15 protein-coding genes are annotated in these 15786 nt (G+C 68.9%); 11 read left to right on the top strand and 4 right to left on the bottom strand.

From position 1 onward, the window contains the following. Positions 1–25 precede the first annotated feature (25 nt). Positions 26–754: a hypothetical protein gene (locus tag IPP98_13280; GenBank protein MBL0180074.1), complete on the bottom strand. Its 729-nt coding sequence runs from the start codon at positions 752–754 to the stop codon at positions 26–28. A gap of 258 nt (positions 755–1012) precedes the next feature. On the opposite strand from IPP98_13280, the gene IPP98_13275 reads away from it, so the two are divergent. Continuing rightward, positions 1013–2593 carry a DUF1800 domain-containing protein gene (locus IPP98_13275; protein MBL0180073.1) on the top strand — a complete coding sequence of 527 codons (1581 nt, stop codon included), beginning with the start codon at positions 1013–1015 and terminating at the stop codon, positions 2591–2593. Next, on the top strand, positions 2593–3840 hold the full coding sequence (locus IPP98_13270; protein MBL0180072.1) for a DUF1501 domain-containing protein: 1248 nt from the start codon (positions 2593–2595) through the stop codon (positions 3838–3840). Before IPP98_13275 ends, IPP98_13270 begins: the two co-directional genes overlap by 1 nt. On the opposite strand, the gene IPP98_13265 is transcribed toward IPP98_13270, so the two are convergent. Next, positions 3837–4055, bottom strand: a complete 219-nt coding sequence (locus IPP98_13265; protein ID MBL0180071.1) for a hypothetical protein — start codon at positions 4053–4055, stop codon at positions 3837–3839. The genes IPP98_13270 and IPP98_13265 overlap by 4 nt on opposite strands. A 181-nt stretch (positions 4056–4236) precedes the next feature. Here IPP98_13265 and IPP98_13260 point away from each other — a divergent pair, with 181 nt between their 5' ends. The 4 genes from IPP98_13260 to IPP98_13245 are packed head-to-tail and all read left to right on the top strand — an operon-like array spanning position 4237 to position 9764. Continuing rightward, a complete protein-coding gene (locus IPP98_13260) occupies positions 4237–5604 on the top strand; it encodes a M28 family metallopeptidase (protein ID MBL0180070.1) in 1368 nt (455 codons plus the stop codon). Positions 5605–5608: 4 nt separating this feature from the next. Next, positions 5609–6640, top strand: a complete 1032-nt coding sequence (locus IPP98_13255; protein ID MBL0180069.1) for a hypothetical protein — start codon at positions 5609–5611, stop codon at positions 6638–6640. Continuing rightward, positions 6637–9408, top strand: a complete 2772-nt coding sequence (locus IPP98_13250; protein MBL0180068.1) for a TonB-dependent receptor — start codon at positions 6637–6639, stop codon at positions 9406–9408. The genes IPP98_13255 and IPP98_13250 overlap by 4 nt, the downstream gene beginning before the upstream one ends. Further along, positions 9405–9764: a sulfite exporter TauE/SafE family protein gene (locus tag IPP98_13245; GenBank protein ID MBL0180067.1), complete on the top strand. Its 360-nt coding sequence runs from the start codon at positions 9405–9407 to the stop codon at positions 9762–9764. Before IPP98_13250 ends, IPP98_13245 begins: the two co-directional genes overlap by 4 nt. Here the strand turns inward: IPP98_13245 and IPP98_13240 are convergent. Further along, the gene (locus IPP98_13240; GenBank protein MBL0180066.1) at positions 9754–10182 is read right to left on the bottom strand and encodes a DUF4399 domain-containing protein; all 429 of its coding nucleotides are present in this window, start codon (positions 10180–10182) and stop codon (positions 9754–9756) included. The two genes, IPP98_13245 and IPP98_13240, sit on opposite strands and share 11 nt — an antisense overlap. A 102-nt stretch (positions 10183–10284) precedes the next feature. On the opposite strand from IPP98_13240, the gene IPP98_13235 reads away from it, so the two are divergent. From IPP98_13235 to IPP98_13225, 3 genes are read left to right on the top strand one after another with little or no spacing between them, the layout of a single operon-like run. Then, positions 10285–10941, top strand: a complete 657-nt coding sequence (locus tag IPP98_13235; protein MBL0180065.1) for a twin-arginine translocation signal domain-containing protein — start codon at positions 10285–10287, stop codon at positions 10939–10941. After that, entirely contained in the window at positions 10941–11501 is a 561-nt protein-coding gene (locus tag IPP98_13230) for a hypothetical protein (GenBank protein ID MBL0180064.1), read from the top strand. The genes IPP98_13235 and IPP98_13230 overlap by 1 nt, the downstream gene beginning before the upstream one ends. Continuing rightward, positions 11498–12343, top strand: coding sequence for a c-type cytochrome (locus IPP98_13225; GenBank protein MBL0180063.1), 846 nt, complete (start codon positions 11498–11500; stop codon positions 12341–12343). Before IPP98_13230 ends, IPP98_13225 begins: the two co-directional genes overlap by 4 nt. A gap of 22 nt (positions 12344–12365) precedes the next feature. Here IPP98_13225 and IPP98_13220 read toward each other — a convergent pair whose 3' ends face one another. After that, positions 12366–13256: a c-type cytochrome gene (locus IPP98_13220; protein MBL0180062.1), complete on the bottom strand. Its 891-nt coding sequence runs from the start codon at positions 13254–13256 to the stop codon at positions 12366–12368. 152 nt (positions 13257–13408) lie between these two features. On the opposite strand from IPP98_13220, the gene IPP98_13215 reads away from it, so the two are divergent. Both IPP98_13215 and IPP98_13210 read left to right on the top strand, forming a co-directional pair. Continuing rightward, a complete protein-coding gene (locus IPP98_13215) occupies positions 13409–14758 on the top strand; it encodes a cytochrome ubiquinol oxidase subunit I (protein ID MBL0180061.1) in 1350 nt (449 codons plus the stop codon). Continuing rightward, positions 14751–15767 (top strand): cytochrome d ubiquinol oxidase subunit II, encoded by a 1017-nt coding sequence (locus tag IPP98_13210; GenBank protein ID MBL0180060.1) that lies wholly within the window; start codon positions 14751–14753, stop codon positions 15765–15767. The genes IPP98_13215 and IPP98_13210 overlap by 8 nt, the downstream gene beginning before the upstream one ends. The last annotated feature ends 19 nt before the right edge of the window (positions 15768–15786 follow it).

Genomic DNA, 15786 nt, shown 5'->3' with positions numbered 1-15786 from the left:
ATGCGCCGCGTGCTGCGTGGTGGGGCTACTGCCCGAGCAGCACGCGGCGCATCGAGTGCAGGACCTCATTGTCCGGACCGATCTTCTCGATCCGACGAACCGACCGACCCTCCTGGGCAATCCACAGGCGGGTCTGTTCGCCGTTGAGGGTGTAGTCAACCACCCACGAGCTCTTGGTCACCCAGTTCGGCTTCTCGGTCAGGCTCATCTCGCGCATCACCTCGAAGCGCAGCCAGCTCCAGCCATGGTCGGCGGTGTCCACCACGACCGGCAGAATGCCCTTCCACCCCTCGGTCAGCGGCAAGGCGGCAATGACCAGTTCGATGCCCAGCGCCGAGTAGGGCGCGTTCTCCACGATCTCGGCGTGGTGCCACCCCCCGCGACCCTTGGCCGGTGTGAAGCGACGATCGACGGAACGCAGATTGTACCGTACCGTCCAGGTCCCCTTGGGCGTCATCCGGGTGGTGACGATGGGCCGGAGCGTGGACCGCTCGAGAATGATCGAGTCCGCATGCTCGCCCGCCGGCTCCTTCCAGCGGCGCACCTGCTGCCACACCGCCCGGCCATCGTACCGGACCGCCTCAAGCGCGATCGACCCGTCGGGTGCGCGCTCGGCACCGGGCCCGACGCGGGTGGTGATCCAGCCGAACGCCGGCTTGACGGAGCGACCAGCGGCAATCGGGTCAGGGGCGTCGGAGGGGAGGTTCAACCCGATTCGACTGCATCCACCGACCACGGCGAACAGGATCGGCATCACGACACGACGGGGACCACGGGGGAAGGCACGGGCCAATGCGGGGTATCTCCAGAATCAGGTGGGGGCCGGAGCCCGTGCGGGCGAGTAATCTGGGCTGGTCAAGCAGCGGAGGCCACCCGGAGGTTAACAGCCACCGCGAAGGAGCGTCCACCACGTATGCGAACCCCATCCTCTCTCTGCATCGTCGCCCTGCTTGCCGCGGCGCCCCTCGGTGCCCAAAGTCAGCTGACCCCCGCCGACTCGGCGCGACACGCCTTGAATCGTCTCGGATACGGCCCGACCCCCGGCCAAGTTGAAGCCGTGGTTCAGGAGGGGGTCATGCGCTGGGTCGATCGCCAGCTGGCGGTCCGCGACCTCCGTGACCCGGCCCTCGAGGCCTGGGAGCGCCCCTACGAGGTCCTGCGGACCCCGATGTCGGCGATGGTCGCGATGCACACCGACCAGCTGGCCAAGGCGCTCAAGGCGCAAGCGCAGGGCGCGGATTCCGGGACGCTCCGCACCCTGCAGGTGCAGAAGCGGCAGGCCGATGGCGGCGGGAAGCGCGACCTCCGCGAGTTGCTGGGAGAGTTGCAGAGCGTGACGTTGGCGCGCGCCGTGGTCTCAGATCGGCAGCTCGCCGAAGTCCTCGCCGACTTCTGGCTCAACCACTTCAATGTCTACATCGCCAAGGGCTTCGACCGCGCGTACTTCGCCGACTACCTCGAACGAACCATTCGCGGACACGCCCTGGGACGATTCGAGGAGTTGCTGGTCGCGACGGCCACCTCACCGGCGATGCTGTTCTACCTCGACAACGTCCAGAGTGTCGCGGACAATTCTGCGGTCGCGACGATGGCCACGCGCGCCGCTCGTCAGCCGCAACGTCCTGGGCAGATGCCGAGGCGGGCCACCGGACGCCCCGGCACACGCCCGCAGGCGATGGACCCGGCGAGGGCCGAGCAGCTCAAGGCCCGGATGCCGCGGGGGCTCAACGAGAACTACGCCCGCGAACTGCTCGAGCTGCACACCCTCGGCGTCGACGGGGGCTACACCCAGCAGGATGTGATCAACGTCGCGCGCATCCTGACCGGTTGGACGATCGATCGCCGGGGCGATCACCGCTTCCAGTTTCTTGCGCAGGCGCACGATCGCGGGGAGAAGGTCGTCCTCGGGCGCACCTTCCCCGCAGGCCACGGCGAAGACGAAGGGCGCGCCCTGCTGGCCATGCTGGCCACCCACCCGGCCACGATGCATCACCTGAGTGCCAAGCTCTGCGCGCGCTTCGTCGCGGATGTGCCGCCCGATGGATGCATCGATGACGCGGTGCGCGCCTGGCGGCAGAGCGACGGCGACATCCGGACGGTGATGCGCGCGATCGTCCACTCGCCGGACTTCTGGGCGTTGACCAACGTGCAATCGAAGACGAAGACTCCGCTGGAGTTCGTGGCGAGCGCCGTGCGTGCCGTCGGCGGTGCCCCCGATGCGACCCCGCGGCTGGCGTCGCAGCTGCAACGGCTCGGCCAGCCGCTCTTCAACATGGTCACCCCGAATGGCTATCCCGAGGCCTCGGCCGACTGGGTGAACAGCGGTGCCCTGTTGGCGCGGATGAATGCCGCGGTCGCGCTGGCCTCGAACCGACTCCCCGGCGTGACCGTCCAGCTCGATCAGCTGGTGCCAGTCACCGCCGATCACGAGGCACTCCTGAACGCCGTCAACCGGGCCATCCTCGGGGGCGCCATGTCCGAACGCACCCGGATCGCGATCCGTCGCGAGCTTGCCGACATCACCGATCCGCGTGCCGCGCGTGCGATGGCCGTTGGCCTCGCGCTGGGCGGCCCTGAATTCCAGAGGCAATGATGACGATCTCTCGACGCGCGTTCATGAAGGCGGGTGGACTCGCCCTGGTCTCGCTTGGTGCCGACCCGCTCTTCGTCGATCGGGCCGCCTACGCGCTGCGCCAGCAGCTCGGCGGCGTGCCGAGCGGGAAGACGCTGGTCTGCCTCTTCCAGCGCGGGGCCGTTGATGGACTCTCGATGATCGTCCCGGCCGGCGACCCCTGGTACTGGCGCGAGCGCGAGCGGATTGCGCTCCCGAAGTCGGAACTCGTGACCCTCGACGGGATGTTTGCGCTGCATCCACGGCTGGCGCCGCTCAAGCCTTTGTGGGATCAGGGATCGATGGCAATCGTCCACGCCGTCGGCTCACCCTCCACCACCCGATCGCATTTCGACGCACAGGACTACATGGAGAGTGGCACGCCCGACCGGAAGTCGACGACCTCCGGATGGGCCAATCGCTATTGCGAGCATGCCCGGGAGCACGCCGAGACACCGTTCCGTGCCGTCGCCTTCGGCCCGCAGCTTCCCCGGATGCTGGCAGGCAGTGCCCCGGCCCTGGCCATCGACGACCTGCGCGCCTTCGGCGTGCGCACCGCGCGGAGCGAAGGCAACGAGCGATTGACCCGGGCGTTTGAATCGCTCTACGACGGTGCCGCGACCGGGCTGGTCGCGTCGTCCTCGGCCGAAGGGTTCGAGGCGATCAAGATGCTCAAGAGCGCCAACCCGACCGCGCTGCCGCCGGCCAACGGTGCGGTGTATGGCCGCGGGAAGCTGGCGACCGCGCTCCAGCAGGTGGCGCAGCTGATCCGTGCCGACCTCGGGATGCAGATTGCGTTCGTGGATGTCGGTGGGTGGGACACGCACGTGAATCAGGGGAGTGGGCAGGGCCAGCTGGCGACGCGGCTCGACGAATTCGGCGGGGCACTCGCCGCGTTCACCACCGATCTCGGCGACCGGATGCGCGACGTGGTGGTGCTCACGATGAGCGAGTTCGGCCGCACGGTGAAGGAAAACGGGACCGGCGGCACTGACCACGGGCACGGGACGGCGATGATGGTGATCGGCGGCGGGGTCCGCGGGAAACAGGTGCTCGGGCGGTGGCCGGGACTCGCGCCCGAGGCGCGTCATGAGGGGCGCGACCTGGCCGTCACCACCGATTTCCGCGCGCTCTTCAGCGAGGTACTCACCGGGCACCTCGGCACCACCGACCTCGCCTCCGTCTTTCCCGACTTCACCCCTGGTGCTCGGCTCGGGCTCTTCGGCTAACGCCGCCGGCGGGTCGGGGCCATGAGTCGTTTCCACCACCGCTCCAGCCAGGTGGTGCGCGCCGTCGGTGCGACGAATCGCGGGCCGGGACGTGAGGCGTCACTGGAGGCGTAGAGCACCAGATCGGGCGCCCGATCCGCTGACCCCGTCTGCTTCGGTTCCGGCTCGTCGGCCGCCGGGGCCGGCACGATCAGCCGAGCCGCAGGGCGTTTCATGATTCCATCCTTGTCAGGGCACCAGGGCGCAGGGCGGGAGTCATTCGCGATATTGGAGGGGGGGACGCGCAGCGCCCCAGTCGACACACAGAGTGAAACGTCGCGCCGCCCCGGCATCTCACGCGCGGCGTCCGGGGGAGTTACTTTCCGCACTCTCTCCTCCACCCGACGGACCCCCGACATGCTTCGTGTTTCCCTGCTCGGTGCCGTGGTTGCGGCACGACTGGTTGCCGCACCGCTTGCCGCCCAAGGCGTTCCGCCGGCCTTTGATCCCCGCCTCGACTCGATCGCCCACGCCCCCTCCGCGACACGGATCGAAGCTGATGTCCGACGGCTCGCCGGCTTCGGGACACGCAGCACCTTCAGCGACACCATCTCCACGACCCGCGGGATCGGCGCAGCGCGACGCTGGCTGTATGCCGAATTCCAGCAGATCAGCAAGGCGTGCGGGGGGTGCCTCGAGGTCCGTTACACGCGGAGCACCGTGAAGGGGAGCGGCACCGGCACACGCGCCACGCCGGATGTCGACGTGGTGAATGTCGTGGCGATCCAGCGCGGCACGGCGACGCCGGCGCGCGTCGTGATGATGTCGGGCGACATCGACTCGCGGAACAGCAACGGCAGCGACGGCGTGAAGGACGCGCCGGGCGCGAACGACAACGCCAGCGGCCTCGCCGGCACGGTCGAGGCCGCGCGCCTGCTCACGCGCTATCGCTTCGGCAAGACGATCATCTACGCCGGGCTCAGCGGCGAGGAGCAGGGGCTGTGGGGCGGGCAGCAGCTCGCGAAGGAATTCGTCGACTCCGCCTGGACCGTCGAGGCGGTGCTGAACAACGACATGATCGGCAACATCGAGGGGATCAACGGCGAGATCGACAACCGCTCCTTCCGGATCTTCTCGGAACCGACGCCGCCGACGGAGACCGAGGCCGAGCGGAAGGCGCGGCGCACCAGTGGCGGCGAGGTCGACGGGATCTCGCGTCAGCTGGCGCGATACGTCGAACGCGTCGTCCGCGCCACGATGCCGGAGATGCAGCCACGGCTCATCTACCGACTCGACCGCTTCTCGCGTGGCGGGCATCATCGGCCGTTCAACGACCTCGGGATGCCGGGCGTTCGGATCATGGAAAGCCACGAGCACTACGACCGGCAGCACCAGGACCTGCGGACGGAGAACGGCCGCGTGTATGGGGACGTCGTCGCGGGGGTCAACTTCCCCTATGTCGCGAAGATGACGGGCGTCAACGCCATCGTGCTCGCGGCGCTCGCCTGGGCGCCCGCCCCACCAAGCGCCGTGCGGCTCCGCGGCGCGGTCTCGGCCTCGACCACGGTCTCGTGGACCGCGGCGCCGGGCGCGGCACCGCTGGGCTACAAAGTGTACTGGCGCGACACGACCGCACCGCAGTGGACCAACTGGCGCTGGGTGCCGGCCGGCAGCACCCAAGTGACGCTCGAGAACGTGATCATCGACGACTTTCTCTTTGGCGTGGCCGCCGTCGGACCTGGTGGCCACGAATCCGTGGTGCAGTTTCCCTCCTTCGGACGCTGAGGTGATGATGCGGTTCGCCCCCGCCCTGCTGCTCCTTGCCGCCGCCTGCGGACACTCCGAGCCGTTCGGCAGTGTGCCGACGGTGTCGGATGGACCGTTCAGCGCTGCGGCCCCGGTGCGGCTGACCTACAACAGCCTGACCGATTCCGCGACCTCGCTTACCGAGGACGGCAACGGCCTCCTCTACCTGTATACCGGCGGCGCCAACGGCGACCGCTGCGTCGGCCTGCTGCCGCCGGGTGGCGGCACCCAGCGCTGGAACCTCTGTGACACCCGGACCGACCGCGCCGACTCGATCAAGAGCTTCTCGGCGCCGGCACTCGGTACCGATGGACGGCTGCTCTACCAGGAAGCGCTCTCGCGCCGCGGTCGAACCGCACCGGAGGCGACGGTCCTCTGGCTCGCCGACAGCGCGACCCCCTTCACGCGTCGCGCCTTGGTGACGCTGCCGACAAACATCAACGGGCGCGGCATCTCCTGGTTCACCGAGGCCGCGTGGACCGGCCCTGACCAATTCATCGCACGGACGGGATGGCTCACGTATGAAGTGACATGCACCGGGTGCACGACCGACACCATGCTCACGGATATCGGCTTGATGCGCGGCACGATCACGCCGACCGGGGTCACCCTCGCCACGATCCCGGGCACCCCCGGGATCAGCCGATATGCGCTGGCCGAGAACGGGGCGACGCTCATCATGACGCGGACCTCGAACACGCTGGAGCGGCTCCCGATCGCCGGCGGCACGTCGACGGCGGTGGCGACCCTGCCTCGCGCCGGCACCATCTCCGGGGTGAGCTGCCGCGGTTCCGATTGTGTGGTGACCCAGCAGGTGCCCCAGCAGCTCCCCGGCGTCGGCCTCGACACCTGGTTCTATCGCGTGAGCCTGACCACGAACACCGTGACCTCGCTCCGGCTCGAGACGGGTGTCTGGACCGGGCCGGTGCTGCTGCCGACCGGCGGCGACGTCGTGGTGCAGTTCTCCTCGGCTGGCGCCAAGGATCTCTTCCTCTTCAAGGGGCTCCTGCCATGATGCGCACTCGCTCCCTGTTGCTGCTGACGGTGCTCGCCGCCGCCCCGCTCTCGGCCCAATCCACCGGCGGCCTGGTCGGCAAGGTCGTCGATGCCGCCACCGGTACCGCCCTTCGCGGCGCGCAGGTGCGCATCGACGCCGGGGCACGTGTCGCCACGACCGACACCGCGGGGGAGTATCGCATCCGGGCGATTTCACCCGGACTCCACACCGTCACGGTCACCTACATCGGCTATCGGCAGTCCCGGCGCGAAGGCGTCGTCATCCGGGCCGACGTCATCACGCGCGCCGATGTGCGCATGGCGCCGGTCGCGGTCGAGTTGGCCACGCTGCAGGCCGTCGGCGTGCAGGACCCGGTGCTCGATCCGCTCGCGACCTCGACGGCGCAACGCATCAGTGCCGAGGATCTGCGCCGCCTTCCCGTCTCCTCGCTCGAGGACGCCCTCTCGTTGCAAGCTGGCGTCGTGGGCGAGAGCTACCGCGGCGGCCGGATCGGCCAGCAGTCGTTCGTCCTGGATGGCCTCGGCGTGAAGAATCAGCTCGACGCCTCGACCGGCGGCTCCGGGCTGCGGATCCCGCCGGATCTGATTGCCGAAGCCTCGCTGGTCACCAACGGCTTTTCGGCCCGGTATGGCCAGGCGCTGTCGGGCTTGATCAGCGTCTCGACGCGGGACGGCGGTGACCGCTGGCGTGGCCGCATGGCGTACGAGACCGACCGCCCGATGAGCGGCGGCGGCGATCTCGGCCTCGATCGCCTGGTCTTGCAGGGCGATGGCCCGCTCGCCGGAAAGGTGAAGGCGCTCGCCATCCTCGATCTCTCCGGACGACTCGACGCCGAACCGGTGAACGCACCGGCCGCAACCGACCCGCGCGATCCGCGCCATGACACGCCGGGTCCGCTGCCGCACAACAGTGGCGAAGTGCTCACCGCCGGTGGCAAGCTGACCATCCCGATGGGCACTCGACTCACCACGCGCCTCTTCGGTCTCGGGACGCGCGAGCAGCGTTACCTCTTCGACCAGCGCTACAAGTACGAACCGACGTTGGGCCCTGGCCGGCGCGTCGACGGCAAGCTGTTGAGCGCCCACCTGCAACTGGCGCCGACGGAAGGGAGCAAGCGGCCGTTCTCGGGCGATGTCCGTCTGGGCTACTTCTCGAAGGACTTCGTGCGCGGCACCGTCGACGTCCCCGACTTCAAGTTCGGCGCCTTCACCGGGTCGAAGCTCGAGATCCTCGGCGAGGAGGTCGCCCGGCGCCAGGACACCATCGGCACCCGCGCGCCACTGCCCGGCTTCGGCACCCCGATCTATTCGGTCACCACGCCATACGGCGTCCCTGCCTTCTTCCTTGGCGGCGCGACGCAGGGTGACGTGGCATGGAATCGCTTCACGGAATTGCGCGGTCAGCTCGACTTCACGGCGACACTGGGCGACAACACCGACGTCACCTTCGGCGGACTGCACGCGGCCCAGGATGTGAAGACCTTCCAACGGGTGCTGGCCAATCAGCCCGTCGGCGGCGTCGTCCCGCCGGCCACCGCGTCGGCGTTCTCGCCGTCGATCAGTGCCGCCTACCTCGAGACACAGGTGCGGGCCAGCGACATCGCGATCACGGCGGGCGTCCGCTATGACGCCTTCAGTCCGGGTGGCGACCTGTCGAACCGCACGCTCGCCGCGCGGTCCTCGATCAATCCGCGGATCGCCGTGGCCACCACGCTCAAGGGCGCGACCTTCGTCGCCAGCGTGGGCCGCTTTTCGCAGCCGCCGGACCTCCAGTATCTCGTCGACGCGGCCTTTGATGACACCACCCGCACCGGCCGCTTCCGCCAGGGCAATCCGGACCTCGGCTTCGAGCAGTCGACGCAGTTCGAGATGAGCGCCAGGATGCGCCTGCGCGACGCCGTCTCGCTGCGCGTCAATGTCTTCAACAAGCGGCTGGACGGGTTGGTCTCGTCGACGCCGCTGCAGATCAATCCCGACTCGAGCGTCTTCGTCAACGCCGACGTCGGCGATGTCAGCGGTGGCGAATTCATTCTCGAGCGCGAGCGCCGCCACGGGTGGGGGATGCGACTCGCGGCCGTCGTGCAGCGCGCGCAGGCGAGTGTCACCGACGCCTTCCAGTTGCGCCGACTGACGACCATCGATCCCGTGACCCACGACACGCTCTGGGCCTCGCAGAATCAGTGGCCGCTCGACTACGACCGGTTGCTCTCCTTCATCGGGACCGTGGACGGCGAGCTCAACGCCCAAGCGGGGCCGCGCATCCTCGGGGTGCGTCCCTTCGCCTCCCTCACCGGCGCGGCCGTCATCCGCTTCGGCACGGGCCTCCCGTACACGCGCACCAATGTGACCGGCGACTCGATCGTCGGCGACATCAACGGGTCGCGGTTGCCGAGCCAGTTCACCCTCGACCTGCTCTTCCGCCGACCGGTGCGCTTCGGCGGGATGGCGGGTGGCCTCTACCTCGATCTCCGGAACGCCACCAATCGCCGCAACCAGCTGGCCGTGCGCCGCGAGACGGGCACACCCAACGCGTCCCCCAGCACCATTGCGGCGCTGGCGGAAGCGGCCTACACCGCCAATCCCCAGGCAATCCCGTACGAGTCGCCACGCTATCGACGCGCCGCGGACACCAACGGCGACGGGGTCGTGAGCGGACGCAGTGAGTTGTATCCACTCTACGAGGCCGCCGCGCGCGACTTCACGCAGCCGCTCTTCGTCTATGGTGCCCCGCGGCTCATTCGCTTCGGGGTGGAGGTGCTCTTTTGAACACCGTCCTCTATCTGCTGGTTGGCGGAGCTGCCGGCGTGCTCTCCGGACTCTTCGGCATCGGCGGAGGGATCGTGATCGTGGTCGTGCTGGTCAGCTACTTCAAGATGCCGATCCACCTGGCCACCGGCACCTCGCTGGCCGCGCTACTGCTGCCCGTGGGCCTGCTCGGCGCGCGTGAGTATTACAAGGTGGGACACGTGGATGTCCGGGCCGCGCTGCTGATCGCGGCCGGACTCTCCCTCGGCGTGTGGGCGGGTGCCCGCTACGCGCAGGGCATCGCCCCCGCCATGTTGCAGCGGGGGTTCGCCGCCTTCCTCATGGTGATGGCGGTCCGGATCTGGCTCAAGGCTTGATGACGGCCGCGGGCACGTCGAAGGTCACGGTGTCGCGCACCGCGCCGGCGACGGGCACGTGATCGCCCCAGGCCGCCACCGCAATGATCCGGTGCCTGCCCGGTGCCAGGACCAACGAGACGGTGTCTGCCCCGGTGCCCAGATGGCGAATGGCATCGTTCTTCGGGATCATGACCGTATCTGCCGTCGGATCGGTGTCGATGAAGAGGTGATGGTGCGCCTCGCCCTCGACACGCTTGCCGGTGGCCGCGACGATCTTCAACCCTTCGGCGCCGAGCTGGATGTGCACCGTGTCGCTGGCCAGCATGCCTTCCGCCGGAGCGACGAAGAAGACCCGGGCCTGGGTGACCGCCGGCGGCTTCGCCGGGGTACACGCCACGATCGGGAGGAGCAGGGCGAGCGACGCTGGAACCTTCATGCTGGGCCGTCCATATTCTGACGTGGGAGTGCGGGGTCGCCGCGACACGCGGCGTCTCGCTGTTCCAAAGGTACCACCCTTTCCGATCACCCGGAGCCGTCTGTGCCTCACCTCCCCGCTGGTATCCCCCGTCGCGATTTCCTTGGTCGTGTCGCGCTGGCCGGTGCCGTGCTCGCCGCCCCGCCCCTGCTGCATGCCGAGCCCGCGCCGGGCGACTGGGACAATCGCTGGCTCGACGGCCTGACCAAGAAGCACCGCGTCATCTTCGACACCAAGACGTGGGGCGGCGGCGAGGCCTTCGGCTACCCGAAGCGCTACTACGACGCGATGCTTGACGGCTATGGGGCCAAGCCCGCCGACGTCCAGGTCGTCATCGGCCTGCACGGCACGGCGTGGCCGCTCGGGTTGGCCGATGAAGCCTGGGCGGCCTGGCCGCTGGGCGAGGTGGTGGCGATGAACGAGCCGGGCAGCCAGAGCCGGGCGACGCGGAACCTGACCCGGAGCGACGAGGCCGGCGCGCCCTACGCGCAGACGTCGCTCGCCAGTTGGCAGAAGCGTGGCGCGAGTATCCTGCTCTGCAACAACACGCTGATGCGGGTCTCGCGCGAACTCGCCGCCAAGCGCGAGGGTGCCACGGCGGACGCGACGTACGCCGAACTGCGGCGGGCGATCCTGCCCGGTGTGACGTTGGTGCCGGCGATGGTGGCTGCCCTGGCGCTCGCGCAGGCAAAGGGTGCCTCCTACATCGTGGGCAGCTGATGGCATCCGGCCCCGAGGACTTCGACCACCGGTGGCTCACGACGCTGACCGCCAAGCACCGGGTGGTGTTCGACGCTCACGTGCTTGGTGAGGCGGTCCCACTGGTGCGCGCCAACAACTTCCTGAATGCGTGCCGTGACGCCTACGGCGACAAGCCGGGCGAGGCGCAGATCGTGATCGCCCTGCACGCGTCGCCGATGGTGGTTGCCTTCAACGATGCCGCCTGGGAGAAATACGCCTTCGGCGAGCGCGCCCGACTGAATGATCCCAAGACCGGGAAGCCAAGCCTCCGGAACCTCTATGCCTCCGAGGCCCCGACCGATCCCTTCGCCGCCGTTGCGGTGCCGTCGCTCCAACGCCGTGGCGCGACCTTCCTGTTCTGCAACAATGTCCTGCGCAACTTGACTGCCTCGCTGGCACGCCGTCGCAATGAGACGCCAGAGGCGGTCCGTGCCGACCTGATCGCCTCCTTCCTGCCGGGCGTCGTGCTGGTCCCGGCCGTCGTGGCCGGCATCGCGATGGCGCAGGAACATGGCTGCGCTTACGAGCTGATCGCGTGAGCCATCGCCTCGCCATTGGATTCGCCACGCTCGCGCTGGCGGCATGCTCGCCGCGGCCGCCGGTGGCCCCGCCCGTCGACTCGACGGCCGCCTCCGTGAGTGGCCTCGCACCGTTGCCACCGCTGCCGAAGGGCGACCTCGGTGTCGCGGTGCTGCGAGGGCGCGCGATCCTCAGTGCCACGCGTGACTCGCTGCCGAGCCATGTCGGCAATGCGCTGCGGTGCACGTCGTGCCACCTCGACGAGGGGCGACGCCCGAACGCCATGCCCTGGATCGGCGTGACGGCGCGCTTCCCGCAATATCGATCACGCTCGGCCTCGGTGCAGCGGCTTGAGGATCGGATCAATGATTGCTTCGAGCGGTCGCTGGCGGGCACCGCACTCGCGTGGGACGACCCGGCGATGCGCGACATGGTCGCCTATATGGCGTGGCTCTCGACCGGGGTGGCCCAGGGGAGCACCGTCCCGGGTCAGGGGTTGCCGCTCGGCTCGCCGGAGCGTGGCGACACGGTGCACGGTGCAGCGGTCTTCTCGGCACAGTGCGCGCGATGCCACGGCCTCAACGGCGACGGGATGGCGGCGTTTCCCCCGCTCTGGGGGCCACGCAGCTTCACCATCGGCGCCGGGATGGCCCGACTGCGCACCCTCGCCGCGTTCGCGAAACACAACATGCCTTTCGACAGCGCCGGCACGCTCAGCGAACAGGATGCGCAGGACGTCGCGACCTACATCACCACCAAGCCCCGTCCGCCCTTCGCGGCCAGCGTCGATGACTGGCCGCGCGGCGACGCCCCACCGGACGTGGCCTATCCCACCAAGGCGGCGAAGGCCAAGTCCCCTTGACCCTCGCGACCTCGGCGAATCATCACGGTTCGCCGAGGGTCTTGGCCGGCACACTCACCACATAGCGCCACACCGCTTCAATCTCCTCGTCGGTCATCAGCTTCGTGAAGCGGATCGGCATGAAGGCGTTGAGTTCGCCACCGCCGCCGGGACGCTGCCCGGTGCGCAGCGTCGTGCGAAAGAGTTCCAGCGTCCACGACCGCCCGCCGGGCGTGAGGTTGGCGGCCTGCGGTGTCCCCGGGGGGGCGCCGATGATTTCGCCACCCGACAGCGATGGATTGTGGCAGCCGGTGCAGCCGCCGACGTTCGCCAGGTAGCGGCCGTACTCCGCCGTGGGCCCTTGGGGAACGCTGTCGGGTTGGACGACGGCGTGATCGATCAGCGCGGCCGAGAGCGGCAGTTTCTTGCTGGCGATCAGCGCCAACCCGACCGGACCGAGCCGACGCGCCGGGGTCTCGCGGTCGACGTTCGGCCGGCTGCGCAGGAAGCCGATGAGTGCCTGGAGGTCCGCCTCCGACAAGTAGGTGTAATCGTGAGCCGGCATGATCAGGAGGGGTTTCCCGGCCGGGCCGACGCCATGACGAATCGCCGCAGCGAAGTCGGCGTCGGTGCGAATCGAGCCCACACCCCCACGGCCGCCCGTCAGGTTTGGCGCGCCGACGCGCCCGAGCGCGGGATCATCGATCACGAGCGAACCACCGAAATCGTCCCCGTGACAATCGGCGCACTTCCCGATGGCGGTGGCGAGATGCTCACCCCGCGCGAGGGCGATCGAGTCGGTCGTCGGCGTCGGTGCCTTACGGGCGACCGCGTAGGTGCGCCCCAGTTCACGCTGGGCGAAGCCGTACGCGGCGCCGAAGGCAACCAACAGGACGAGGAGGATGACGCTGAGGGCGCGCTTGAGGAATCGCATCGAAGGGGTCTCCGTTCAGGTTCACGTTCCGATACGGGACGTCAATTCCCCGGGTTTCAGGTTGCATCGCTTCCGGCGCGATTCGGAACCGACCTTGCCTATCTGGGTACCCTTGTGAAATTTTTCACAAGACCCTCGACCGCCGGATGGCCATGTCCGACCTGCTCGCCGCCCGCTCCCAGATGGCGGTCTCCCTCGCCTTCCACATCGTCTTTGCGGTGATCGGTATCGGGATGCCGGTGCTGATGGTCATCGCCGAGCGCCGCTGGCTGGTGACGCGCGACCCGCACTACCTGGAGCTGGCGCGACGCTGGGCCAAAGGGACGGCGATCCTCTTTGCCGTCGGTGCGGTGTCGGGGACGGTGCTGTCGTTCGAGTTGGGGTTGCTCTGGCCGGGGTTCATGGAATTCGCCGGCCCGATCATCGGGATGCCGTTCTCCCTTGAAGGATTCGCCTTTTTCATGGAGGCGATCTTCCTCGGGATCTACCTCTATGGGTGGGATCGCATCAGCGAACGCGCCCACCTCCGGGCCGGCGTGCTGGTGGCGGTGAGTGGTGCGCTCTCGGGCGTCTTCGTGGTGATCGCCAACGCCTGGATGAATGCGCCGACCGGCTTCACGTTGGTGAATGGCGTCGCCACGGGCATCGATCCGCTGCAGGCGCTCCAGACCCCAGCCGCCTTCCCGCAGGCGCTTCACATGACCCTCGCCGCGTATGCCGCCACCGGCTTCGGCGCGGCAGGCATCCACGCGGCCATGCTGCTCCGGCAGCCCGCGAACGCCTTCCATCAGCGTGGCCTGCGGGTCGCTTTGCTGATGGCGATCCCCGCGGCGCTGCTGCAGCCGCTCTCCGGCCACCACTCCGCCGGCTTCGTCGCCGCGACCCAACCCGCCAAGTTTGCCGCGATGGAGTCGCTGTTCGAGACGCAAGCCGCCGCGCCGCTGCTGCTCGGTGGCTGGCCCGATCCGGCACGCCGCGAGGTGCGTTATGGCGTGGAGATTCCGGGGGCCCTCTCCTTCCTTGCGACCAACGACTTCGGGGCCACGGTCCCCGGCCTCGACCGGGTGCCGCGCGAGGATTGGCCGAACGTGCGAGTCACTCACGTCGCGTTTCAGGTGATGGTGGCGTGCGGCGTGGTGATGATCCTCGCCGGCCTCGTCGGCTGGCGCGCGCTCGCCCAGCGCGATGATCTCGCCGAGCATCGGCGGCTCCTCCAGCTGCTGGTGGTCGCCACGCCGCTGGGCTTCGTCGCCACGGAAGCGGGGTGGGTGGTCACCGAGGTGGGGCGCCAACCGTGGGTGATCCAGGGCGTGCTCCGCACGGCCGATGCCGTCACGCCGATGCCGGGGTTGATCGTGCCGTTCCTCGGCTTCACCGCGCTCTACGTGCTGTTGGCCGTGGCCGTCGTCTGGCTGTTGCGGCGGCAGATCCTCAGTGCTCCCCATGCCACGGAATGGCGTCGACGGCACGAGCCCACGACCCGGGGCGCCACCCATGAATGAGTGGCCCCTGGTGGAACTGACGGCCGTCGCGTGCCTCACCGCGATGACCGCCTATGTGCTTTTCGCGGGAGCCGACTTCGGCGGCGGCGTCTGGGATCTCTTCGCGACCGGCCCACGGGCCCGCCCCCAGCGCGCCCTGATCGCGGACACCATCGCCCCGATCTGGGAAGCGAACCACGTCTGGCTCATCCTGGTGGTGGTGATCCTCTTCACCGGCTTTCCGATCGCCTACGCCCGCCTGTCGGTCTCGCTCCACATCCCCCTCACCTTGATGCTGATCGGGGTGGTGCTGCGCGGCTCGGCCTTCACCTTCCGGAGCTACGATCGTCGTGATGACGACGTGCAGCGTCGCTGGGGACTCGTCTTCGCCGTTGCCTCGCTGGTGACTCCGCTGCTGCTCGGCGTCACGGCTGGCGCGGTCGCGGCTGGCGCGGTTGCGCCACCGGGCGTGCGCAGTTTTGCGGCCGCGTATGTCTCGCCGTGGCTGGCGCCCTTTCCGGTCGCCATCGGTGTCCTCACGCTGCTGCTCTTCGCCTTCCTCGCCGCCGTCTATCTCACCGTCGAGGCCAAGGATGCGGCACTCGCGGGAGACTTCCGAGTCCGAGCCCTCGGGGCCGGCGTCCTGCTCCTCCCCGGCGCGGTGATCGCGCTCTATCTGGCGCAGAGCGATGCCCCGTGGGTCTTCGAGGAATTGACCGGTGCGACATGGGCCCCGGTGCTGCATTTCCTCACGGGTGGCGCGGCCCTCACGGCGCTCGCCGCACTGTGGCGCAGGCACTACCGGATCGCGCGGACCGCCGCCGCGGTGCAAACGGCGCTGATCGTGGTCGGTTGGGCGATGGCCCAGTGGCCCTACATCCTCCCGCCGACGATGAGCGTCTACGACGCCGCCGCCCCGACCGCGACGCTCACCCTGTTGGTGGGTGCGCTCGCAGCCGGGGCGGTGATCCTCTTTCCGGCACTGGCCTACCTCTTCGCGATATTCGGAAAGCCACCCCGCAATCGATGATCGATCATCGATGATCGAT

Source organism: Gemmatimonadota bacterium, assembly GCA_016720805.1.
Taxonomy (GTDB): domain Bacteria; phylum Gemmatimonadota; class Gemmatimonadetes; order Gemmatimonadales; family GWC2-71-9; genus Palsa-1233.
This window is presented reverse-complemented; position numbering and strand designations above follow the sequence as displayed.